The sequence below is a fragment of the Mycobacterium sp. NTMscope_MAC_269 genome (assembly GCF_976985695.1).
In genome coordinates this window covers 3091836-3111857 of sequence record NZ_OZ335668.1, presented here as the reverse complement: position 1 = coordinate 3111857, position 20022 = coordinate 3091836, and the positions used below count along the sequence as shown (strand labels likewise).

The window sequence follows — 20022 nt, the reverse complement described above, 5'->3', positions numbered from 1 at the left end:
GGCCTCAGACGTCGTACTCCCAGGATTCCGCCGGTGGCCGCCCGTGCGCGCGGCCCGGCGTCCGTGAGCGGCTCCGGCGCTCGGTGTGCGGCTCCCGCGGCTGGTCCTGGGTACCGCCGCGGTAGCGGACCTGCGAGATGGGGTGATGCGTCCCGTTACTCCCCGTCGATGGGGGTCGCCGGCGCCGCGGCTCGTAGGGCTCGCGGCTGTCGTCGTACCTGTCGCCGTAGGACTCGAAGCCGTCGAAACGGCTGCTGCGCGGCGCGGGCCGATCGTACGGGCGCTCGTAGGGATTGCGGCGGGTGCGCGGCTCGCGGGGCGTTTGGCCGCGCGGCTCCGCATCGCCCTCCGGCCTGGGTCGACGCCGTGTCCGACGGGGCGGTTCGGCGTCGTAATCGCGGGCCGACCGGCGGGTGCTACGACGTGGCCGCTCGACCGATTCGTCGTCGAGGGATGGTCGCGCATGCCGGGAGCGGGCCCGTGCGGAGCGCGTGGACGAGCGACCGTCACGCGCCGTGCGGCGGGTTCTGGCCGACGAGCCCGACGTGCGAGGTCGGCGCGCCTCGGTGGCGTCGTCGGTGTCCTCGGCATCGGGCTGCAGCGCCGACTGCAGTTTGGCGCCGATGTTGCTGAAGAAGGATTTGACGTCGACGCTGGTGGCGCCGGCGGAATCGGCGGACGTGCTCGCCGCGTTGGTGCTCTGGGCGTTCCCGAAATACCAGCGGGCCAGCCCGATCGCCAGGACGGCGCCGGCGGTGAACAGCATCAGCGGGAAGCGCTCGATCAGCGGATAACCGCAGTTGATCAGCAGGTCTTTGAGGCGCCCGATTTTGGCGTCGTGGAACAACCAATACGCGCCCGGCACCGCGCAGAACAGAATCAGGGGGGGCTGGATGATCGTGGTGAAGATGCCGTCCTGGCGCACCGCGAGCACCGCCGCCACACATCCCGCTATATAGAAGCCCGCGAAGACGTGGGTCAGTTCCTTGTGTCCGGCGTCGATTCCGTAGCCGATGGCCGTCGCGGTGACGGCGATAAGCAGGGCTGCGTACCAGGGGGCGCCTGGGATGTTTGGGTGAACCGAACGGTGAGCACTGTCCACCGTCGCACTAGCCCGCTGTGCTGACACATGTAGACCGTACCGGGAATGGACCGAAAGGCCCGTAAATACCTCGTAGGGATCCTGTGGCGTGCCCCGCTCTCGCGCGTGGTCGGCGGCGTGACGGTCCCGATCGCCCGGCGCCGCCATGGCCCTAGACTTGGCTTCCTGTGAGCCTGAGCCTGGGAATCGTCGGCCTGCCGAATGTCGGCAAGTCGACTTTGTTCAACGCCCTGACCCGGAACAACGTGGTGGCGGCCAACTATCCGTTCGCGACGATCGAACCCAACGAGGGCGTCGTTCCGCTGCCCGATCCGCGGCTGAACAAGCTTGCGGAGATGTTCGATTCCGAAAAGATCGTGCCGGCGCCGGTCACGTTCGTCGACATCGCCGGAATCGTGAAGGGCGCGTCGGAGGGCGCCGGACTGGGCAACAAGTTCCTGGCCAACATCCGCGAGTGCGACGCGATCTGTCAGGTGGTGCGGGTGTTCGCCGACGACGACGTCGTGCACGTCGACGGCAAGGTCGATCCGGGCTCCGACATCGAGGTGATCGAGACCGAGCTGATCCTCGCCGACCTGCAGACCCTGGAGAAGGCCGTCCCGCGCCTGGAGAAGGAAGCCCGCAACAACAAGGAGCGCAAACCCGTGCACGAGGCGGCCGTGGCCGCCGAGGCGGTGCTGAACGCGGGCCAAACGCTCTTCGCCGCCAGTGTCGACACCTCACTGCTGCGCGAGCTGAACCTGATGACCACGAAGCCGTTTCTGTACGTGTTCAACTCCGACGAGTCGGTGCTGACCGACGACGCGCGCAAGGCGGAGCTGTCCGCGATGGTCGCCCCCGCCGACGCGGTGTTCCTGGACGCGAAGATCGAGGCCGAGCTGCAGGAGCTGGACGACGAGTCGGCCGCCGAGCTGTTGGAGTCCATCGGGCAAACCGAGCGTGGGCTGGATGCGTTGGCGCGGGCCGGTTTTCACACCCTCAAGCTGCAGACCTACCTGACGGCGGGTCCAAAAGAGGCGCGCGCCTGGGTGATTCATCAGGGCGATACGGCGCCCAAGGCCGCCGGGGTGATCCACACCGACTTCGAGAAGGGTTTCATCAAGGCCGAGATCGTCTCCTACGACGATCTGATCGCCGCGGGTTCGATGGCGGCCGCAAAAGCGGCCGGCAAGGTTCGCATGGAGGGCAAGGACTACGTCATGGCCGACGGTGACGTGGTCGAGTTCCGCTTCAACGTGTGACCGGCTGCGGTCAAGGGTGAGTGACGGACGGGTGACAGCGGGTGTCCCTGACGCCGCCGTCGATGTCCCGGGCAGGGTTTTGGAGCTTGCCGGGTCGGACAGGGTTGAGGTCGTTTGGCGTAATGAGTTGGGCGGGTTGACGTTTCGGTCTCGTGGCCAGCGAGGGACCCGTTACATCAAGTGGCAGTCCTATGCTGGCGTGTGCCCCGCGGAACGCGGCGACGTGGACCTGGCCGTGGAGTCCGAGAAGCTGGGGTGGGCGGGTCAGTTCGTCTCAGTTCCCGGTGTCCTTGATTTCGGTGAGGACGGCGACGCTGCCTGGCTGGTAACCGAGGCGATTGACGCGACACCGGCGTGCGATGCCCGATGGCGCGGCGATCCTGAGGTTGCCGTGCAGGCCATCGCCATGGGGTTACGCCGGCTCCACGACACGTTGCCGGTAGACGGCTGTCCCTACCATGGCAGCTGGTCGCCACGCGAGCCGTCGGCGTCAGCGGCGGCGAGTCTGGTGGTCTGTCACGGCGACCCGTGCGTGCCGAACACCCTGCTGAACAGTGCGGGGGAGTTCGCCGGGCATGTCGATCTCAGCCGGCTTGGTGTTGCGGACCGATGGGCCGATCTGGCCATCGCGACCTACAGCATCAGTTGGGATGCGAACTTCGGGAAGAGCTACGACGACCTGTTTTTCGAGGTCTACGGAATCGACCCGGACCTCGCGCGGATCCGGTTCTACCGGGAGCTCTGGGACGAGGGCTGATCTTGCTCGACCGCGACGTGGTGGTTCAACGTCTGGTCGGCAACCCAAGAAGTAGGCCTCAACGGGGCGCCTCGTGAGGGCCCTTCCGGCTGGACAGGTGTCCAGCTATGGTGACCGCGGAAGTTAGGCGAGTCGAGTGGAGAAGGGCTGACATGAGCAAGGTTCCAAGCCGCCAGGCCCGATTGGCACACGCGGCCAAGCACGCGGACTTGTGGAATGCCGGACGTAAGGACGAGTGGGTGGCGTCGTGGCGCACGATCTGTCCGGGTGAGGTCCGTATGTTTGATCCTGTCGGCACCGAAGAGAAGCACGGCTTCGCCGCCGCGACGTCTGATGCGTTCGACATGTTCCAGTCGATCCTCAAGATCAACATGATCACGGTTCAGGTCAACGGAAACGAGATGGCTTGGGTATGTGAGAACCACTTCGGCACGGAGCCGAACGTTCAAAGTGCTTACAGCATAGAGACTTTCGCATGGGACGATGACGGAAACCTGCTTATCAAGACCTACTATCCGATGCCGGCATCCGTGGGCGCCGAGGCCGATCCGTACGCCCATCTGCTGGAAGGACAGCAGTAACCCAGGCAGACCATGGCGTGGTGGAATTCCGCTTCAGCGTGCAAGACAAAGTAGTGGGGCGGCCCCTTTCGATCGAGGCCCCGATCGAGGCGCCTCTACCCGTTCGCGACGTTCACGCGACGGCGTGGGCGATCAGCAGGTGCGGCGCGTTGGCGCCGTCACTGATCTGGCGGTGTTCGACGGTGAGGCCGGTGCTGCGTAGCGTGTCGATCACCTCCGGCACCGGACGGAGCTGAAACCCGTGCCCCGTGAATGGGAGTTTCGCCATCACCTCGGGGTCGGCCAGTCCGATGACGAGCCGACCCCGGCTGTTTATCACCCTGGCAAGCTCTCGAAACGCCGAGTCGAGCTCCGCGACGAAGTAGATGGTGTTGACCGTAATGGCGCCGTCCAAAGCCCCATCGGCGAAGGGCAGCTGCGTCAAGGCCCCGAGATGCAGAGATAGCCGCCCGGCTGCGATGTCGCGGCGGTATCGCCCCGCGGCTCGGCTGAGCATCGTCTCCGACACCTCGACGCCGTGAACACAGCCCGACGCACCGACGCTGTCAAGCAGGAGTTTCAGCCCCACGCCGCCACCAAATCCAACATCGGCGACCGCCGATCCGTCATCGGGTTGCAGCGCCCGCGCGGCGGCGCTCACGAAGCGCCGGTTGCCCCGGTTGAGTGCCGTACCAACCAGCCGCCCGCGCAGACCGGTTGGATGACCGAGTTGCTTGGCGATACCCGCCATGACGGCGTCCCGAACTCCCATCCGACGACCGTAGAGCACGGTCACCGATGCGGCACGGCATATTTTGAAGTGACCGGAGTTTTCCAGGGATTGACGGTGATGTAGTGGAATTCCGCTTCAACGCCCATAAAAGGAGGCACGATGCGGTGGCGAGGTGTCTGTCACGTCGAGTTCGCGGTGTTGGACTATGACGACTCGATCGCGTTCTATGACGCGCTGTTCGGCTGGCTCGGCTACAGCAGCTTCTCGTCGCTCAACATGGAATACCAGTCGACGTATTACATGACGCGTAATGTCAACCCGCACAGCTACATCGGGATCCAGCCCGCTCGCACCGGCGGCAAGTTGACGCACTCCGACCAGGCGGTCGGCATCAACCACATCGCGTTGTGGGCCCGCAGCCGAGCAGAGGTCGACCGCTTCCATCGTGAGTTCTTGGTCGAACGTGCCATCCCCGTCACCGACGAGCCGAAGGACTACCCGCAGTACTGGCCCGGCTACTACGCGGTGTTCTTCGACGACCCGATCAATGGGATTCACTGGGAGTTGGCTTGGGTGCCGAAAGTTCCCACCCCCCGCCAACTCTGGGCGTTTTATCGGGCGATTCGTGCGTTCTCGAAGTCCCGGCAGGACCTGGCGAACACAGTGGCTGGCGTGGCATCACAGGCGCGAAGATCCCTGCCGACCCGATAATCGGTCGCCACGACGCCCAGCTCCAGCTGCCCGTTGTCGGAGGTGGCGGCTAGCATCCTTCGCGCACGACACCGCACCACTAGGGGCCTGCAGGAGGACCGCATGAAGTTCGTATCGACCCGTATCATCACCGCCGACGTGAAGCGACTCGTGGGTTTCTACGAGATGGTCACCGGAGTTTCGGCGGTGTGGGGAAACGAGCTCTTCGCGGAGATTCCCACACCGGTCGGCACGCTGGCCATCGGCAGCGACAAGACGGTGCCGCTATTCGGTGACGGATCCGCCGAACCGGCGGCGAACCGCAGCGCCATCGTGGAATTCCTCGTCGGGGACGTCGACGCCGAATACCAGCGGCTGCGCGAGCGTGTCACCGAGGTCGTGACGGCCCCGACGACCATGCCGTGGGGCAACCGCGCGCTGCTGTTCCGGGATCCGGACGGAAACCTCGTCAACCTGTTCACGCCGGTCACCGACGAGGCACGCGCCAAGTTCGGGGTTTGATCGAAGTCGATAAACCCAACCAATCCGACCAACTACTTGCCCGGATCCCGGCACAGGGAAATCCTTGGGAGATGACGACTGTGAAGCGGGCGGGATCGTGGCTGCGGCAGGCTACGAGCGTGCTGGCGGGCGCCGGGTGGGCGCTGTCCGTTGTGGGACTGGCCGGCGGCCCCGGCGCGCAGGCGGCGCCGGCGCCCACCGATCACTGGTGCCCGGGCGATCAATGGAACCCGGCCTGGAACAACGTCTTGGACTGGGACTGGAATCGCTGCCACGACTGGCAACATCCGGGCGGCCCGACCGCCCCGTCGGGCTGGGGGCCGTGGGGTCCTCCGCCCGCGTGGGCACCACCGCAGCCACCGCAACCGGCGTGGGCGCCGGGGGCTCAGCTGATGTGGAACCCGACGGACGCCGATTGGGGCCTTTGGAACAACGGAATATGGACGCCCATCTGAGATGCCACCGCTCCCCGCCGACTGATGGGTGAGGCGACGGGCCGCGGGGTACCCCCGGAACGGGATCGCTTAAATGCGTGCAATTTGCCGCTAAAAATATACCCGTGTGTAATAAGTTTGCTTTAGCTGCGGCGCAGGTCATTGTTGGTTTACCGAATGACCTGTGCCACAAATTTTGGTTCGCGATAAATGTTATTGCTAGCCTCGCTGCCCATGGTCGTTATTGCTACATTGATGTCGTTGATCAATCAGGTCTCCGGCACCCCATATATTTCGGGTGGAGATTCTCCCGCCGGAACTGATTGTTCGGGACTCGCTTCCTGGATTGCGAATGCCGCAACCGATCGGCCAGTTTTTGGGGATCGATTTAATACCGGAAACGAAGAAGCCGCGTTGTTGGCGCGGGGATTCCAATATGGGACCGCGCCCAACGCCTTGGTCATTGGCTGGAACGGCGGCCACACCGCCGTGACCCTGCCCGACGGAACGTCGGTGGCCAGCGGTGAGCGCGGCGGCGTCCACGTCGGTGGCCCGGGCGCCTACCAGGCCGGATTCACGCACCACATGTTCCTTCCGATGGAACTGGAAGACGGTGGCGCGCCGCCTCCGCCGGACGCTTTGCCGCCCCCGCCCGACGAGTTGCCCCCGCCCCCGGACGCGCCTGCGGCCCCTCCCGAAGAGCTGCCCCCGCCGCCGGATGCTCCTGCGCCGCCACCGGAGGAGCCCGCCGTTCTAATCGACGCCCCGGCACCGCCGATGGATGAACCGCCGGCACTCTAATTGTTTTTGTCCGGCGACGCGGTAATTGCGGATTCATAACAAATAGAATGGGCACCGCCGGCCATTTGTCAGTTCTCCCGGCGATTGGTGACGGCTGATCGACCAATGGCGGCGAAATAGTGAAATGGCACCGGCATCGGGCCGAATGTGAGCTAGGACACTTCCGCTCAAAAGTGGTGGAAGTGTATGCCGCGGCCAAAGTTGACTCATGGGATGTTTGTGACTCATGAGCACACTTTGCTGCCGGCATCGCGACCGGAAATCTCGCTTCACGTCGCGCCGCGGCCGTGCCCGCTGGCGGATAAGCTGGCGCTGCCCGCGGTGGCGGGCACACCGAAATCGGCGAACCGAGGCGGGGACCGCAATGATCTTCATCGTCGTCAAGTTCGAAACCAAACCCGAGTGGACCGACCGATGGCCGCAACTCGTCGCCGCATTCACCGCGGCGACACGCGCCGAGGAGGGCAATTTGTGGTTCGAGTGGTCGCGCAGCCTGGACAATCCGGCGGAGTACGTCCTGGTGGAGGCGTTCCGCGACGGTGACGCGGGCGGCGCGCACGTCAACAGCGAGCACTTCAAACGGGCCATGCAAGAACTTCCGCAAGCGCTGAAGTCCACGCCCAAAATCATCAACCAGACTCTGGAGGCCACCGGCTGGTCCGAGATGGGCGAGATGGCGATCGGCTAACCGCCGGCCACCGCGATCTCGATTTCGTCGCCCAGCGCATATCCCGGAGTGAGCGGCAGGCTGTCACCGCTCCAGAACGAGCCGGGGTCGAACCAATTCGAGAACTTCTCGGTGGTCATCAAACCCATCTCCTCGTAGGTGATGGCCACCGTTTCCGCGCAGTAGGCCGCCTCCAGGCCGAGGCGCTGGCGTTCCTTGCGTCGCTGCGTGGATTCTCGAACCTTCTTGTCCACGAACGGAATTCCGCGCGTCCAGTCGTAGGCGTTCGGCAGCCGGCCGCGCAGCCATCGGCCGGTCAGGCGCATCGTGGTCGGAAACGCGGTGCCGTCCATGCGGGCGATGACGCGCAGCAGCTTGTTCTCTTGCTCGCGGTTGGCCGGCGGAGTTAGCTGGCGCAACCAGCACCGCTGGTGGTAACGCTGGGTCCACTGCAAGACGGACTGCTGCAGATCGTTGAGTTGGACGCCACGGTGATTGGTCCCCGTCCACAGGTCGACGAGCTTGTCACCCAGTTCGGCGTGCCAGATCAGCGGCGGCAGGTCGTCGATGGCCACCGTCATGCCCACGTGGTTCACCGGGCTGTTCGTCAAGGTCTGAATGGCACGGTCGGGTCCCGAACCACCGCGAAACAGCCAAAGGTCGCCCGTCCGGGTTTCTTCGAGCGCTTGGTTCAAGGTGAGCATGTTTCGTGTAAGCCCGTTCGCCGCTGGGGTTTTCGTCGATCCCGTCGTCATCATGGGCCCGCCTGCGCGTCGCGGTACCGCGTGTTGCGGGCACACCAGTCAATCACAACCGGCGCGCGACGACGGGAACTACGCATAGCCTGGTGTCATGCGCAGTGTGTGGAAGTGGCTGGGACTGGCCGGTGCCGCCGGGGTCGTCGCCGGGGGCGTGCTGGTGGCTCGCGACCAGCGCAAGCGGCGTGCCTACACCTCCGACGAGGTCCGCGATCGGCTGCATCAGCGATTGGCCGAATTCGAAGGGGGAGGCCGTCAGTCCGGGTCGGGATCGTCCGAGGCCTCTACGGCGAACAACCGATAGCTGCCCGAAAAGCCCTTCAACTCGACGTCGCGGCCGCCGTCGAACCGGATGCCGTCGGAGTCCGAAAGCGCGTCCCGCACCGGCTGACTGACCAGGATCTCACCGCCGGTGGCCTGTGCGGCGACCCGGGCCGCCAAGGCGACGTTGCGACCGAACAGGTCATCCCCGCGGCGTACCGACCGGCCCATATGTATGCCGATTCGAACGCGAATTTCCTCGTGCCGCTTGCGGTTTGCGTCTCGACGCAACGCACGCTGCAGATCAACGCCGCAGCGCACCGCCTGTTCGGCGCGCGCGAAGGCGATCATGAATCCATCCCCTTGGCTCTTCACCACATGGCCGGACCGCCGCTGCACGAGATCCGAGACGAGCTTGTCGTGCGAGCTGATCAGTTTGACCCAGGCCCGATCGCCGATCCGTTCGTTCAGCGCGGTGGACTCCTCGATATCGGAGAACAGGATCACCACGCGGCCGTCCGGCGTGACCCGCGCAAGGTCGGGGCGTTCCACTTCGGCCCAATCTGCGAGGTCTTCGATCGAGCTGCGCACCGCCGCGCCGAAGCCCTCTTTGCGCACCAGGTTGGCCGTGTTCCACACCGTCTTCACGGCTTCGCGACCGCCGGACAGCAACCAGCTGCGGGCGTCGTTTCGCTGGCGCAGCTCGTCGAGTTCGCGCTGACTGCGCGCCAGCAGCTGCCACAGCACGACCAACCCGATGGCCTCGATGGCAGCAAACCCGGCCAGAATGTAGACCGAGACATGCATCGCGTCACCCATGCCGGTCATCCTTGCAAGGCTGCGGTCCGCGTGGGTTGTCGGCCCTGTGAGCAGTGTCTAGGGTTGAGTCCGCCTGCCGCGGGTAGTGATCTCAGGGGCGCCCACTAGGTGACTTTCGGGAGGAGCGGATTTGGCCGACGGCGACAGTAATTCATCTGACCTGTTGGTGATCTTTGGAATCACCGGCGACCTGGCCCGCAAGATGACGTTTCGGGCCCTGTACCGCCTCGAGCGCCGCGACGAGCTGCACCACCCGATCATCGGTGTGGCCAGCGACGACATCACGATCGAGCAGCTGCTGGACCGGGCGCGCGACGCCGTCAAGAAATCGGGCGAGAAGTTCGACGACGCGGTGTTCGACCGGCTGGCCGGTCGGCTGTCCTACCTGCATGGCGACGTCACCGATGCCGGCCTCTACAAGCAGCTCGCCGAGAAGATCAGTTCGGACGCCCATCCGCTCTACTACCTCGAGATGCCGCCGTCGTTGTTCGCGCCCATCGTGGAGAACCTGGCGAAGGTCGACCTTCTGGAGCGGGCGCGGGTGGCGATCGAAAAGCCGTTCGGCCACGACCTGGAGTCGGCGCGCGACCTCAACGCCCGGTTGCGTGCGGTGCTTGACGAAGACCAAATTCTGCGTGTGGACCACTTTTTGGGCAAACAACCCGTCGAGGAACTGCAGTACCTGCGGTTCGCCAACAACGGCCTGGCCAAGCTGTGGGACCGCGACAGCATCTCCGAGATTCACATCACCATGGCCGAGGACTTCGGGATCGAGGACCGCGGCAAGTTCTACGACGCGGTAGGAGCGCTTCGCGACGTCGTGCAAAACCATCTGCTGCAGGTGCTCGCGCTGGTCGCCATGGAGCCCCCGGTCGGCGCCGGCGACGACGACCTCAACGACAAGAAAGCCGAGGTTTTCCGGGCCATGCCCGCGCTGGACCCGGAGCGCTGCGTCCGCGGCCAGTATCGCGGCTATACCGAAGTCGCCGGAGTGGCAAAGGATTCCACCACCGAGACCTACATCGCGCTGCGCACCGAGATCGACAACTGGCGCTGGGCCGGAGTGCCGATCTTCTTGCGCGCCGGCAAGGCGCTGCCCGAAAAGGTCACCGAGGTCCGGATGTTCTTGCACCATGTACCCGGGTTTTCGTTCCTGCCCAACCGTCGGCCACCCGATCCCAACCAGATCGTGCTGCGCATCGACCCCGACCCCGGGATGCGGCTGCAGCTGTCCGCGCAAGTCGGCGACTCCTGGCACGACGTTCACCTGGATTCCTCGTTCGCCGAGGATCTCGGCGAACCGATTCGCCCCTACGAGCGGCTGCTCTACGCCGCGTTCAACGGGGATCGTCAGGTGTTCGCCCGCGAGGACGCCATCGAAGAGACATGGCGGATCGTGCAGCCGCTGCTCGACAAGCCGGGGCGGATCCACCATTACGACCAAGGCTCCTGGGGGCCCGAGGCCGCCGAAAAGCTGGTGCGCGGTCATCACAGCTGGCAGGAGCCGTGGCTGCCGCACGGCGCGGCCACGAAACAGTAAGGAGACGAGAGACACGATGCAGCTTGGGATGATCGGCCTCGGCCGGATGGGCGCCAACATCGTCCGGCGCGTGGTCACCGGCGGACATGAATGCGTGGTGTACGACCACAACCCCGACGCGGTGGAGGCGATGGCGGGGGAGGACAAGACCACCGGGGTGTCCTCGCTCCAAGAGCTCGCCGAGAAGCTGACGGCACCGCGCGTGGTATGGGTGATGGTGCCCGCCGGGACGATCACCACCGGAGTGATCGACGAGCTGGCCAAGACGCTCGAGTCCGGCGACATCGTCATCGACGGCGGGAACTCCTACTACCGCGACGACATCACGCACGCAAAGACGCTGTCGGAGAAGGGGATTCACTTCCTGGATTGCGGCACCAGCGGCGGGGTGTGGGGCCGCGAACGTGGGTACTGCCTGATGATCGGCGGCGACGACGAGGCCTTCCTGCACGCCGAGCCGATCTTCGCCACCGTCGCGCCGGGCGTCGACGCGGCCGCGCGCACACCGGGCCGCGACGGCGAGGTCGCGCGCTCGGAGCAGGGCTATCTGCATTGCGGGCCCGCGGGTGCCGGGCACTTCGTGAAGATGGTGCACAACGGCATCGAGTACGGCATGATGGCCTCGCTCGCCGAGGGGCTGAACATTTTGCGCAACGCCGACATCGGCAAGCACATCCAGGAGGGTGACGCGGAAACGGCGCCGCTGTCGAATCCGGAGTTCTACCAGTACGACTTCGACATCCCCGAGGTCGCCGAGGTGTGGCGGCGAGGCAGCGTCATCGGCTCCTGGCTATTGGACCTGACCGCGATCGCGCTGCACGAGTCCCCGGAGCTGAAGGAATTCTCCGGGCGCGTGTCGGACTCCGGCGAGGGCCGCTGGACCTCCATCGCGGCGATCGACGAGGGGGTGCCCTCGCCGGTGCTGACCACCGCGTTGCAGTCGCGCTTCGCCTCGCGCTCGCTCGACGACTTCGCCAACAAGGCGCTCTCGGCGATGCGTAAGCAATTCGGCGGGCACGCGGAAAAGCCCGCGAACTAGCGTTTGACGAACTTCACCACGGCGTCGCTGAACGCATCGTTGTCGTCGCCGGCGGCGGTGTGTCCGGCGTTGGACAGCTCGACGAATTCCGCGCGCGGCACGGTGGCCAGGAAGTGCCGAACGCCCTCGGGGCTCACCACGTCGGACAGCTTGCCGCGGATCAACAGCACGGGAATCCTCAGGTTCTTGGCGGCCTGCTCGAAGCTTTCGGTGCGCAGTTCGGGATCGTCACCGGGCTTGGTCATGAACGCCGGGTCCCAGTGCCAGTACCAGCGGCCGTCGCGCAGGCGCAGGTTCTTCTTCAGCCCCTCGGGGCTGCGGGGCTTGCTGCGGTAGGGCAGGTACGCGGCAACGGCGTCGGCGGCCTGCTCCAGCGACTCGAAGCCTTCGAGGCCGCTGAACATGAAATCGCGGATGCGTGCGCTGCCGCCCTTTTCGAATCGGGGCACCACGTCGACGAGCACCAAGCGGGTCACCTTCGCCGGGCCGGCGCGGTGCGCGGCGAGGATGCCGGTCAGTCCGCCCATGCTCGCCCCGATGATCGTCACGGGCCGGCCGATCGCGTCGAGCACCCGCAGGACGTCGGTCGTCAACGTCTCGATTTCGTAGTCGGCGTCGGGTGAGCGATCGCTGTCCCCGTGCCCCCGCGAATCCAGGGCCACCACATGCAGCCCCTCGTCGGCCAACGTCTGGCCGGTGTTCTTCCAGGAATACCGGTTCTGGCCGCCCCCGTGCAGCATTAGGATGCTCGGCCGGCCGGCGGCGTCGGTGCCCCGATTCCATTCGTCGGCAATCAGGGTGAGGCCCTTGGCGCCGGCAAACTCAACCGTCTCGGGGCTGCTGCTGACGGTGCTCATGCGTCCTGACGTTACATAGGTCGCATAAGCACTCTTGCGCGGGTCGACGACGCGATGAGTTTCCGTGTTCGTGGGGGTCTGTCAGACAAACCCCACGAGCCACCCTGGAGGCCACGACATGCCATCGATCACCCCGTCGTTATGGTTCGACAACAACCTGGAGGAAGCCGCCGGCTTCTACACCTCGGTGTTCCCGAACTCCCACATCGAAAGCCTCAACCGGACCACCGACGCCGGACCGGGAGAGCCCGGCACCGTCTTGTCGGGCAGCTTCGTGCTCGACGGCGCCCGGTTCATCGGGATCAACGGCGGCCCGCACTTCCAGTTCAGCGAGGCGGTGTCGTTCACGATCCATTGCAGGGACCAGGGCGAGGTCGACTACTACTGGGACCGGTTGACCGACGGCGGCGAGGAATCCCAATGCGGCTGGCTCAAGGACCGCTTCGGCCTGAGCTGGCAAGTCGTCCCCGATCGGCTCTACGAATTGATCAGCGATTCCGATCGCGCCCGGGCGGCGGCTGCCACCAATGCGATGTATGGCATGCGCAAGATCATCATCGCCGAGCTGGAACGGGCCGCGGAGGCCTCCGCCGATCCCGTCCGGTGACGGCTCGTGATGCTCCCGAAACCCCTTGATGCGGGCGGCATTTGAGAAATCCCCCGCTCCGGTCGGTGCACCTGGCAGGCCCACGGGTTAGGTTTGTCCGTGCGGGCGCGCCGAACAGGAGTGGATATGGCGGACAACGCGAGATGACTGAGCCGCGGTGGATCGACGTGCCGGGCCCTCCCGGCGATCTCAAGGCGCTGACCTGGGGACCCGCCGAGGGCCCGATCGCCATCTGCCTGCACGGCTTTCCCGACACGGCCTACGGCTGGCGCAAGATGGCCCCGCTCCTCGCGGCGGCGGGCTGGCGAGTCATCGCGCCGTTCATGCGGGGATACGCGCCCTCGTCCATTCCCGACGACGGCAGCTATCACGTCGGGGCGATCATGGACGACGCCTTGCGGGTGCGCGCGGCCGCGGGAGGAACCGACCGCGACGTGGTGATCGGTCATGACTGGGGCGCGCTGGCGGCCACCGGTCTGGCCGCGATGCCCAACAGCCCGTTCGCCAAAGCCGTGATCATGTCGGTGCCGGTCTCGGCCGCCTTCCGTGGCCAGGTGAGCGAGCGGGGCCGGCTGGCCCGTCAGCTGCCGCGTCAGCTGATGCGCAGCTGGTACATGTTCTACTTCCAATTGCCGTTGCTGCCAGAGCGTTCCGCGCGCTGGATCCTGCCGCTGCTGTGGCGGCGATGGTCGCCGGGTTATCGCGGCGCCGACGAGGATCTGCGACACGTCGACGCGGCAATCGGCACACCGGAAAGTTGGCGCGCGGCGCTGGGGACCTACCGGGCGACGCTCCGCAACACCAGGCCCCCGCAGCGCTACGCCGAGTTGAACCAGCGCTGGACCGAGGCGCCCATCCTGCCGAGCCTGTATCTGCACGGCCGCGACGACGGCTGCATGACTCCGGCTTTCGCGCACTGGACGGAGAAGGTGCTGCCCGCCGGAAGCGACATGGCCATCATCGATCACGCCGGGCATTTCCTGCAGCTCGAGCAGCCGGAGAAGGTTGCCGAGCGGGTGCTTTCGTTCGTCGGCTCGCCCGGCTGACCCATGAGCGCGCGCCGAATGGCCGCCGTCGATGCGCAGTTCTACTGGATGTCGGCGAAGATTCCCAGCGACGAGTTCCTGCTCTACGCCTTCGCCCGCGAGCCCGCCGACCTGGATCGCGCCGTCGAACGGGTTCGCGGCCGGGCCGATGAGTGCCCCGCCCTGTCGGTGCGGGTCCACGACCGATCCTCGCTCAGGTATCCACAGTGGGTTCCCGCACGGGTGGCGCCGGAGCAGGTGGTCGCTCATCAGCTCGCCGAGCACAACTGGGATGGCTGCCTGGCGGCGGTGGCCCGCCTCGCCGACAACCAGCTGGACGTGCGCCGGATGCCCTGGCGGTTGCACGTATTCACGCCCGTCCTCGGCATCCCGGGCGTCGACGGACCGGGCGCGGTGGTCGTCGTGCAGATCGCGCACGCGCTCGCCGACGGAGGCCGCGGTGCGTCGATGGCGGCCTGGCTGTTCGGGCGGGACGATCCGGTCCCCGAGGTGCGAGGGCTACCGGCGGGGTTCCTGCCGTGGCGGGCCGTGCAGGCGGCCCGCGGCCACCGCCGCCAGGTCCGCGATATCCGCGCGGGCGTGTTGACGCCCGGCGCCGGGCCGCGGCCGCTGCTGCAGACCAATGCCCGCCCGGACGGCGCGCGCTCGGTACGCACGCTGGTGCGCTCGCGCGAGCGGCTGCGCGGGCCCACGGTCACCGTCGGGGCGCTCGCCGCCGTGTCCACCGCCCTGTATCGTCTGCTCGGACCGGGGTCCGAGACGTTAGGGGTGGAAGTCCCGATGGCTAAACCCGGTGCGCCGCATGCTAATAACCACTTTGGGAACGTGGTCGTCGAGCTGTACCCACAGCTGGATCTGGATGCGCGGCTGCAGCGGATCGCGGCCGACCTGGCCAACGGGCGGCGCCGCTTCGAGCATCCCGCCACGCGAACGGCCGACCGGGCGTTCGCCGCGGTACCCGCACCGCTTTTGCGTTGGGGCATCGACCAATTCGATCTCGACCAGCGAGCGGCGCAAGTGGCCGGCAACACCGTCGTGTCCAGCGTCTACCGCGGTGCGGCCGACCTGAGCTTCGGCGGCGCCCCGGTGGTGCTGACGGCCGGGTATCCGGCGCTGTCACCGATGATGGGCCTGACGCACGGCGTGCACGGCATCGGCGACACCATCGCGATCAGCGTGCATGCGGCGGCATCGGCCGTTCCCGACATCGACGCCTACGTGGCGCTGCTCGACGCGGCCCTGTAGCTAGTGCGCGTCGCCGGATCGCGCCGCCTGCTCGCGGGTCAGGCCGACGGCGACGATGAGTTCTTCGTGCAGCTCGAACCACACCGTGTGGTAGGAATCGACCAGCGGCCTGGTCAGCCAAGCCGTCTCCCCGGCCTTGATCTTGTCCAGTGCCGCAGCCAGTTTCGTCGCGTAGGCGTTGAGCCGCGGCAGTTGGGCCGCGGCGGCCTCGACGATCGGCACGGCGCGGGCGTGCAGGTCATCGAGGCGGGCCAGCACCGCGGTGTCGTACTCGGCGTCGTCGTGGGTGTTGGGGGCGCCGCCCGGCCCGCCCTTGAGCTGCCATTCCGTCACGAGGCGTTTGAAGTCGGCGTTGACGGCGCGAAAGTCGCCGTACGCGGCGGCCATCGCGCCGGCATCGATGCTCTCGCGCTCCTCGGCGAGCAGCGTCGCCAACCTGTCGCTGCCGCCGCGGGTGATCTGCAGGGTTGCGCCCTCGGCCAGCAGGTCCGCCGCGATCAGCTCCTCCACGACCGCGTCGAGGTCGCCGGGTGCCACGCCCAAGGTCGCGGCCAGATCGGTTCTGTTCACCCGGCCCTTGAGCCGGACCCCTTGCAGCACACCCAGTTCGGTCATGATGTTGCCCCCGCGGCGAGGCGCAACGCCGTCAGCATGACGATCAACGGCGTGTTCGAGACCACGTCGGTGTATCCGCTGTCCATCGCGGCGCGCACCGCGGCCTGGGCGTTGTCGTCCAGCCGCGGATGACCGCCGGCGACATGAGCGCGCAACGGACTGACGCGTCGCGCGATATCCGCCAGCTCGCGCAGTTCCGGCGAATCGTCTTCCGACCACGCGGACAAGCTCAAAAGGCCTTCGCGCACTTCGCCTTCGGCGCCATCGACGGTGATCAGTCTCCCCGCCAGCGACGCTGCCACGCCCTGGCCGCAGCCCACCACCGCCACGCGGCCCAATTCGCGGCTGACCACCGCCGCGTGGCTGGCCGCGCCGCCGACCTCGGTGACAACGCCCTGCGCGGCCAGCATCCCCGACACGTCTTCGGGTCGGGTGTGATCGCGCACCAGGATCACGTGCTCGCCACGGTCGGCGGCGCGCAGCGCCTCGTCGACGTCGGTGTACGCCGTGCCCGACGCCACGCCCGGGCAGGCCGGCAGTCCCTTGGCCAAAAGCGGTGCCGCCAAGCGAATTTCGGGCTGGAGCGCGGGGAGTAGTAGGGTCCGCACGTGCGCCGGCGTCACCCGTCGCAGCGTTTCCGCATCGTCGATGAGTCCCTCGTGCCGCAGCTGCAGCGCCGTGCGCACCGCCGCCTGCGCCGACCTTTCCGCCGCCCGGGTCTGCAGCAACCACAGTTTGCCGTTTTCGACGGTGAACTCGATCTCTTGGACGTCGGAATCCAGCCGCTCCAAGGTGCCGGCGGCGGCGATCAGCTCGTCGTAGACGGCCGGCTGCGCGTCACGCAGCGCGGTGATCGGTTCCACGTCAACCGATCCCGACACCACATCGTCGCCCTGCCCGCCGGGCAGCCACTCGCCGTACGGTTCGTTGTCGCCGGTTATCGGGTTGCGTGAAATGAAGGCCCCGGCACCTGAATTGGGGCCATGGTTGCCGAACACCATGGCCTGCACGACCACCGCGGTGCCGTGCTGATCGCCGAGACCGTAGTGGGTGCGATAGGCGACCGCACGGGGCGAATTCCACGAGGCGAACACCGCCTCGATGCCGGAGCGCAACTGCGCGTACGGGTCGGACGGCACCTCGTGTTGTTCACCGCCGCCCACGATGCGCCGGTACATCGCGCAGAACCGTCGGCGGGTGTCGCGGGCGAACGCCGGGTCGCCGGCTTCCGCCAGCGCCTGTTCGACCTCATCGTTGATGCCGAGGTCCAAGATGGTGTCCATCATGCCCGGCATGGACTGGGTCGCTCCCGAGCGCACGCTGACCAGCAGCGGACGCGGTCCCCGGCCGAACGTGCGTGCGGTCTGCGTCTGCAGCCAGTCCATCCGGTCGAGCACGTCGTCCCAGATCGCGTCCATCGTCGCCGCCGGATCGGCGAGATACCGCAGGCCCACTTCCGTGGTGATGCAGAAGGCGGGCGGCACCGGCAGCCGGTGGCGGCGCATCGTCTGGATGCCGTGGCCCTTGTTGCCCAGCAACTCGCGGGGGTGGCTCGATGTGCCGTCCAGCGACACCACGGAATGCGCGGCAGGCGTGGTGCCGCGACCGCTTGACGCGCGGTGGGCGCCGCTACCTGGTGCGGTGCGAGCCGTGGTGCACCCCCTTGGTGGTGTCGCAACCGATCGGGCCGACGTCGGAACGCCAGCAATGCTCCCACACGAACCAGCGGATCGAGCGACGTAGCTGCCCGGCGGCTCCTGTCGTGCGACCCCACCCATGATCTAGGTTTACAGATATGACTTCTTATGACACGTTCCATGACGTCGGGTTACTGATCCTGCGGCTGGTGTTGGGCGTGACGTTGGCCGCGCACGGCTACAACAAGTTCTTCGGCGGCGGCCGCATCCCCGGCACCGCGCGGTGGTTCGAGAGCATCGGCATGAAGCCCGGAAAGTTCCACGCCACCGTGGCCGCGACCACGGAAATGGCCGCCGGCCTCGGCCTGGCGGCGGGCCTGCTAACGCCGATCCCGGCCGCGGGCTTCGTCTCGCTGATGCTGGTCGCGGCCTGGACGGTGCACCGCGCCAACGGCTTCTTCATCGTCAAGGAGGGCTGGGAATACAACCTGGTGCTGGCGGTCAGCGCGATCGTCGTGGCGACGCTGGGCGCCGGCAAGTACAGCCTGGACTACGTGGTCTTCGGGAAGAACTGGATGGACGGCTGGCACGGTCTGCTGATCTCGGCGGGGCTCGGCCTGGCCGGGGCCATCGGCCAGTTGGTCATCTTCTACCGGCCGCCGGCCAAGCAAGCCGGCTAGCACTGCGTCCCTCGCCTTACCGGTCGACGCTCGAGGTCGCCACGGCCGCGGTGTCGGCGGCGGTCACCTCGGCTGCGGCGCGCTCACCGGAGCGAATCGCGCCGTCGATCCAGCCGCACATGACGGCCGAGCTCTCGGTGCCGGCCCAATGGATGCGGCCGCAGGGCTCGCGCAGGGTGTAGCCGAACTCGGTCAGCACGCCGGTGGGCGCGTGGCTGATCATGCCGCCGCCCGAATAGCGCTCGACCGTCCAGTTCTGCTCGTGGAATTCGCGATGGTCGTTGGCCTTGGTCCCGAAGCGATCGACGAGCTCGCCGATGACGACCGCCCGGCGTTGCGCCTCGCCGAGCCTGCTCAGCCGTCGCGCGGCGGGCCCCTCGCTGATGACGCACATGACCCCGGGGTTCCCGGAGTCCGTGCAGGCGTCGATCGTCAGGGTCGCGGGGGATCCGGGCGCGGCCGACTGGCCGGACAGCCCGTCGGCGCGCCAGAAGGGTTCGTCGTAGACCACCGAGATCTTGATGACCGCGCCGCTCGGCATCCGCTGATGCAGAAAGGCCCGATCGACCGGCAGCATGGGCTCGTAGGTGATCGACGTGGCGATGGCCAGCGGGATCGCGACGATCACCCGCCGGGCCCGCACCGTCATGCTCTCGGCGCTGACGGTGACGCCCTCGCCGTCCTGCGCGATCGCCCCGACCGGCTGCGCCAGGTGCACCGCATCGCCGAGCTCGGCGGCGATCTGTCGGTAGATGGCGCCCATGCCGCCCACCGGGCGGGCGTCCTGGGAGCCGCCCTTGCCGGAAATGGCGAAGGTCGGCCCGCCTGCCGATCCCGTCTGCAGCAACGCCCACAGCAACGACGTCTCGGACCCGGCCGAGGTGTACAGGCCGGACAGCGCCATGTCCAGCATCTCCCGGGCCGACTTGGACAGTGTGTTCTTCTCGATCCACGCGCCCAGGCTGATCCGGTCCCACTCGGCGGCTTGCTTTGCCTCCCAAGGGGCTTCGCGCGGGATCGCCTTGCACATTCTCTCGAACGACATCAGGCCGAAGCCGAGGTTGGCGACGGCCCACGGGCTCATCGACCAGGGGACGGTGCCGCCATAGCGGTGCTTCTTGCCGCCGACGATCATCATCGCGTCGCCGTCGTTGTGCTGCTTGTACTCCGGCACCCCGAACTCGTTCATCAACGCATAGATCCGGTCCTGGCCCGGGCCGATCCACGCGCCGCCGCGGTCGATCCACGTCCCGTCGTCGCGGGTGACGGTGAAGGTGCGCCCACCCACCCTGTCGCGCGCCTCCAGCAAGGCCACCGAGCGGCCCGCCTGCTGGAGTCGCAAGGCGGCCGTCAGGCCCGCGAATCCCGCTCCGACCACGCAATAATCGACATCAGACACGGCTGGCTCCTC

Annotated in this window: 23 protein-coding genes; 15 read left to right on the top strand and 8 right to left on the bottom strand. The window is 67.0% G+C overall.

The features are described from left to right. Positions 1 to 4: 4 nt before the first annotated feature. Positions 5 to 1129: a DUF6542 domain-containing protein gene (locus ACZ50Z_RS14360; RefSeq protein ID WP_464484154.1), complete on the bottom strand. Its 1125-nt coding sequence runs from the start codon at positions 1127 to 1129 to the stop codon at positions 5 to 7. 140 nt (positions 1130 to 1269) lie between these two features. On the opposite strand from ACZ50Z_RS14360, the gene ychF reads away from it, so the two are divergent. The 3 genes from ychF to ACZ50Z_RS14345 all read left to right on the top strand — a co-directional run bounded on the left by ychF (position 1270) and on the right by ACZ50Z_RS14345 (position 3681). Beyond that, positions 1270 to 2343 carry a redox-regulated ATPase YchF gene (gene ychF, locus ACZ50Z_RS14355; RefSeq protein WP_464484153.1) on the top strand — a complete coding sequence of 358 codons (1074 nt, stop codon included), beginning with the start codon at positions 1270 to 1272 and terminating at the stop codon, positions 2341 to 2343. A gap of 199 nt (positions 2344 to 2542) precedes the next feature. Next, positions 2543 to 3100, top strand: coding sequence for a phosphotransferase (locus tag ACZ50Z_RS14350; protein WP_464484152.1), 558 nt, complete (start codon positions 2543 to 2545; stop codon positions 3098 to 3100). 152 nt (positions 3101 to 3252) lie between these two features. Continuing rightward, positions 3253 to 3681, top strand: coding sequence for a hypothetical protein (locus tag ACZ50Z_RS14345; RefSeq protein WP_464484151.1), 429 nt, complete (start codon positions 3253 to 3255; stop codon positions 3679 to 3681). Between the two features lie 112 nt (positions 3682 to 3793). On the opposite strand, the gene ACZ50Z_RS14340 is transcribed toward ACZ50Z_RS14345, so the two are convergent. Next, positions 3794 to 4456: a class I SAM-dependent methyltransferase gene (locus ACZ50Z_RS14340; RefSeq protein WP_464484150.1), complete on the bottom strand. Its 663-nt coding sequence runs from the start codon at positions 4454 to 4456 to the stop codon at positions 3794 to 3796. A 96-nt stretch (positions 4457 to 4552) separates the two neighbouring features. On the opposite strand from ACZ50Z_RS14340, the gene ACZ50Z_RS14335 reads away from it, so the two are divergent. The 5 genes from ACZ50Z_RS14335 to ACZ50Z_RS14315 all read left to right on the top strand — a co-directional run bounded on the left by ACZ50Z_RS14335 (position 4553) and on the right by ACZ50Z_RS14315 (position 7528). Next, positions 4553 to 5104 carry a VOC family protein gene (locus ACZ50Z_RS14335; RefSeq protein ID WP_464484149.1) on the top strand — a complete coding sequence of 184 codons (552 nt, stop codon included), beginning with the start codon at positions 4553 to 4555 and terminating at the stop codon, positions 5102 to 5104. A 102-nt stretch (positions 5105 to 5206) separates the two neighbouring features. Then, positions 5207 to 5605: a VOC family protein gene (locus ACZ50Z_RS14330; RefSeq protein ID WP_464484148.1), complete on the top strand. Its 399-nt coding sequence runs from the start codon at positions 5207 to 5209 to the stop codon at positions 5603 to 5605. 71 nt (positions 5606 to 5676) lie between these two features. Next, positions 5677 to 6060: a hypothetical protein gene (locus ACZ50Z_RS14325; protein ID WP_464484147.1), complete on the top strand. Its 384-nt coding sequence runs from the start codon at positions 5677 to 5679 to the stop codon at positions 6058 to 6060. A 213-nt stretch (positions 6061 to 6273) separates the two neighbouring features. Then, positions 6274 to 6840, top strand: coding sequence for a peptidoglycan endopeptidase (locus ACZ50Z_RS14320; RefSeq protein WP_464484146.1), 567 nt, complete (start codon positions 6274 to 6276; stop codon positions 6838 to 6840). A 364-nt stretch (positions 6841 to 7204) separates the two neighbouring features. Further along, positions 7205 to 7528, top strand: a complete 324-nt coding sequence (locus ACZ50Z_RS14315) for a putative quinol monooxygenase (protein WP_464484145.1) — start codon at positions 7205 to 7207, stop codon at positions 7526 to 7528. On the opposite strand, the gene ACZ50Z_RS14310 is transcribed toward ACZ50Z_RS14315, so the two are convergent. Further along, positions 7525 to 8211, bottom strand: a complete 687-nt coding sequence (locus ACZ50Z_RS14310; RefSeq protein WP_464484144.1) for a guanylate cyclase — start codon at positions 8209 to 8211, stop codon at positions 7525 to 7527. The two genes, ACZ50Z_RS14315 and ACZ50Z_RS14310, sit on opposite strands and share 4 nt — an antisense overlap. 148 nt (positions 8212 to 8359) lie before the next feature. On the opposite strand from ACZ50Z_RS14310, the gene ACZ50Z_RS14305 reads away from it, so the two are divergent. Continuing rightward, positions 8360 to 8569 (top strand): hypothetical protein, encoded by a 210-nt coding sequence (locus ACZ50Z_RS14305; protein ID WP_464484143.1) that lies wholly within the window; start codon positions 8360 to 8362, stop codon positions 8567 to 8569. On the opposite strand, the gene ACZ50Z_RS14300 is transcribed toward ACZ50Z_RS14305, so the two are convergent. Next, positions 8521 to 9354, bottom strand: coding sequence for an adenylate/guanylate cyclase domain-containing protein (locus ACZ50Z_RS14300; RefSeq protein WP_464484142.1), 834 nt, complete (start codon positions 9352 to 9354; stop codon positions 8521 to 8523). The genes ACZ50Z_RS14305 and ACZ50Z_RS14300 overlap by 49 nt on opposite strands. Positions 9355 to 9475: 121 nt before the next feature. On the opposite strand from ACZ50Z_RS14300, the gene ACZ50Z_RS14295 reads away from it, so the two are divergent. Together ACZ50Z_RS14295 and gnd are read left to right on the top strand one after the other, a co-directional pair. Then, positions 9476 to 10885, top strand: coding sequence for a glucose-6-phosphate dehydrogenase (locus ACZ50Z_RS14295; RefSeq protein WP_464484141.1), 1410 nt, complete (start codon positions 9476 to 9478; stop codon positions 10883 to 10885). 16 nt (positions 10886 to 10901) lie between these two features. Beyond that, entirely contained in the window at positions 10902 to 11924 is a 1023-nt protein-coding gene (gnd, locus tag ACZ50Z_RS14290; RefSeq protein WP_464484140.1) for a phosphogluconate dehydrogenase (NAD(+)-dependent, decarboxylating), read from the top strand. On the opposite strand, the gene ACZ50Z_RS14285 is transcribed toward gnd, so the two are convergent. Then, entirely contained in the window at positions 11921 to 12781 is an 861-nt protein-coding gene (locus ACZ50Z_RS14285; protein ID WP_464484139.1) for an alpha/beta fold hydrolase, read from the bottom strand. The genes gnd and ACZ50Z_RS14285 overlap by 4 nt on opposite strands. A gap of 118 nt (positions 12782 to 12899) precedes the next feature. Between ACZ50Z_RS14285 and ACZ50Z_RS14280 the strand changes: the two genes are divergently transcribed. The 3 genes from ACZ50Z_RS14280 (at position 12900) to ACZ50Z_RS14270 (ending at position 15679) form a co-directional block, all read left to right on the top strand. Beyond that, a complete protein-coding gene (locus ACZ50Z_RS14280) occupies positions 12900 to 13388 on the top strand; it encodes a VOC family protein (protein WP_464484138.1) in 489 nt (162 codons plus the stop codon). Positions 13389 to 13531: 143 nt separating this feature from the next. Continuing rightward, a complete protein-coding gene (locus ACZ50Z_RS14275; RefSeq protein ID WP_464484137.1) occupies positions 13532 to 14434 on the top strand; it encodes an alpha/beta fold hydrolase in 903 nt (300 codons plus the stop codon). Between the two features lie 3 nt (positions 14435 to 14437). Then, positions 14438 to 15679 carry a WS/DGAT domain-containing protein gene (locus ACZ50Z_RS14270; RefSeq protein ID WP_464484136.1) on the top strand — a complete coding sequence of 414 codons (1242 nt, stop codon included), beginning with the start codon at positions 14438 to 14440 and terminating at the stop codon, positions 15677 to 15679. On the opposite strand, the gene ACZ50Z_RS14265 is transcribed toward ACZ50Z_RS14270, so the two are convergent. Both ACZ50Z_RS14265 and ACZ50Z_RS14260 read right to left on the bottom strand, forming a co-directional pair. Beyond that, positions 15680 to 16294, bottom strand: a complete 615-nt coding sequence (locus tag ACZ50Z_RS14265; protein WP_464484135.1) for a MarR family transcriptional regulator — start codon at positions 16292 to 16294, stop codon at positions 15680 to 15682. It lies immediately after the preceding gene. Then, the gene (locus tag ACZ50Z_RS14260; RefSeq protein ID WP_464484134.1) at positions 16291 to 17871 is read right to left on the bottom strand and encodes a pyruvate, phosphate dikinase; all 1581 of its coding nucleotides are present in this window, start codon (positions 17869 to 17871) and stop codon (positions 16291 to 16293) included. The genes ACZ50Z_RS14265 and ACZ50Z_RS14260 overlap by 4 nt, the downstream gene beginning before the upstream one ends. A 218-nt stretch (positions 17872 to 18089) precedes the next feature. Here ACZ50Z_RS14260 and ACZ50Z_RS14255 point away from each other — a divergent pair, with 218 nt between their 5' ends. Then, on the top strand, positions 18090 to 18611 hold the full coding sequence (locus tag ACZ50Z_RS14255) for a DoxX family protein (RefSeq protein ID WP_464484133.1): 522 nt from the start codon (positions 18090 to 18092) through the stop codon (positions 18609 to 18611). A 16-nt stretch (positions 18612 to 18627) separates the two neighbouring features. Here ACZ50Z_RS14255 and ACZ50Z_RS14250 read toward each other — a convergent pair whose 3' ends face one another. Next, entirely contained in the window at positions 18628 to 20010 is a 1383-nt protein-coding gene (locus ACZ50Z_RS14250) for a flavin monoamine oxidase family protein (protein WP_464484132.1), read from the bottom strand. Between the last annotated feature and the right edge of the window lie 12 nt (positions 20011 to 20022).

Excerpts from the sequence above, each read along its gene's own strand:
- ACZ50Z_RS14345 (WP_464484151.1), top strand. The coding sequence starts at position 3,253 with ATGAGCAAGGTTCCAAGCCGCCAGGCCCGATTGGCACACGCGGCCAAG.
- ACZ50Z_RS14335 (WP_464484149.1), top strand. The coding sequence starts at position 4,553 with ATGCGGTGGCGAGGTGTCTGTCACGTCGAGTTCGCGGTGTTGGACTAT.
- ACZ50Z_RS14330 (WP_464484148.1), top strand. The coding sequence starts at position 5,207 with ATGAAGTTCGTATCGACCCGTATCATCACCGCCGACGTGAAGCGACTC.
- ACZ50Z_RS14325 (WP_464484147.1), top strand. The coding sequence starts at position 5,677 with ATGACGACTGTGAAGCGGGCGGGATCGTGGCTGCGGCAGGCTACGAGC.
- ACZ50Z_RS14320 (WP_464484146.1), top strand. The coding sequence starts at position 6,274 with ATGGTCGTTATTGCTACATTGATGTCGTTGATCAATCAGGTCTCCGGC.
- ACZ50Z_RS14315 (WP_464484145.1), top strand. The coding sequence starts at position 7,205 with ATGATCTTCATCGTCGTCAAGTTCGAAACCAAACCCGAGTGGACCGAC.
- ACZ50Z_RS14310 (WP_464484144.1), bottom strand. The coding sequence starts at position 8,211 with ATGCTCACCTTGAACCAAGCGCTCGAAGAAACCCGGACGGGCGACCTT.
- ACZ50Z_RS14305 (WP_464484143.1), top strand. The coding sequence starts at position 8,360 with ATGCGCAGTGTGTGGAAGTGGCTGGGACTGGCCGGTGCCGCCGGGGTC.
- ACZ50Z_RS14300 (WP_464484142.1), bottom strand. The coding sequence starts at position 9,354 with ATGACCGGCATGGGTGACGCGATGCATGTCTCGGTCTACATTCTGGCC.
- gnd (WP_464484140.1), top strand. The coding sequence starts at position 10,902 with ATGCAGCTTGGGATGATCGGCCTCGGCCGGATGGGCGCCAACATCGTC.
- ACZ50Z_RS14285 (WP_464484139.1), bottom strand. The coding sequence starts at position 12,781 with ATGAGCACCGTCAGCAGCAGCCCCGAGACGGTTGAGTTTGCCGGCGCC.
- ACZ50Z_RS14280 (WP_464484138.1), top strand. The coding sequence starts at position 12,900 with ATGCCATCGATCACCCCGTCGTTATGGTTCGACAACAACCTGGAGGAA.
- ACZ50Z_RS14275 (WP_464484137.1), top strand. The coding sequence starts at position 13,532 with ATGACTGAGCCGCGGTGGATCGACGTGCCGGGCCCTCCCGGCGATCTC.
- ACZ50Z_RS14270 (WP_464484136.1), top strand. The coding sequence starts at position 14,438 with ATGAGCGCGCGCCGAATGGCCGCCGTCGATGCGCAGTTCTACTGGATG.
- ACZ50Z_RS14265 (WP_464484135.1), bottom strand. The coding sequence starts at position 16,294 with ATGACCGAACTGGGTGTGCTGCAAGGGGTCCGGCTCAAGGGCCGGGTG.
- ACZ50Z_RS14255 (WP_464484133.1), top strand. The coding sequence starts at position 18,090 with ATGACTTCTTATGACACGTTCCATGACGTCGGGTTACTGATCCTGCGG.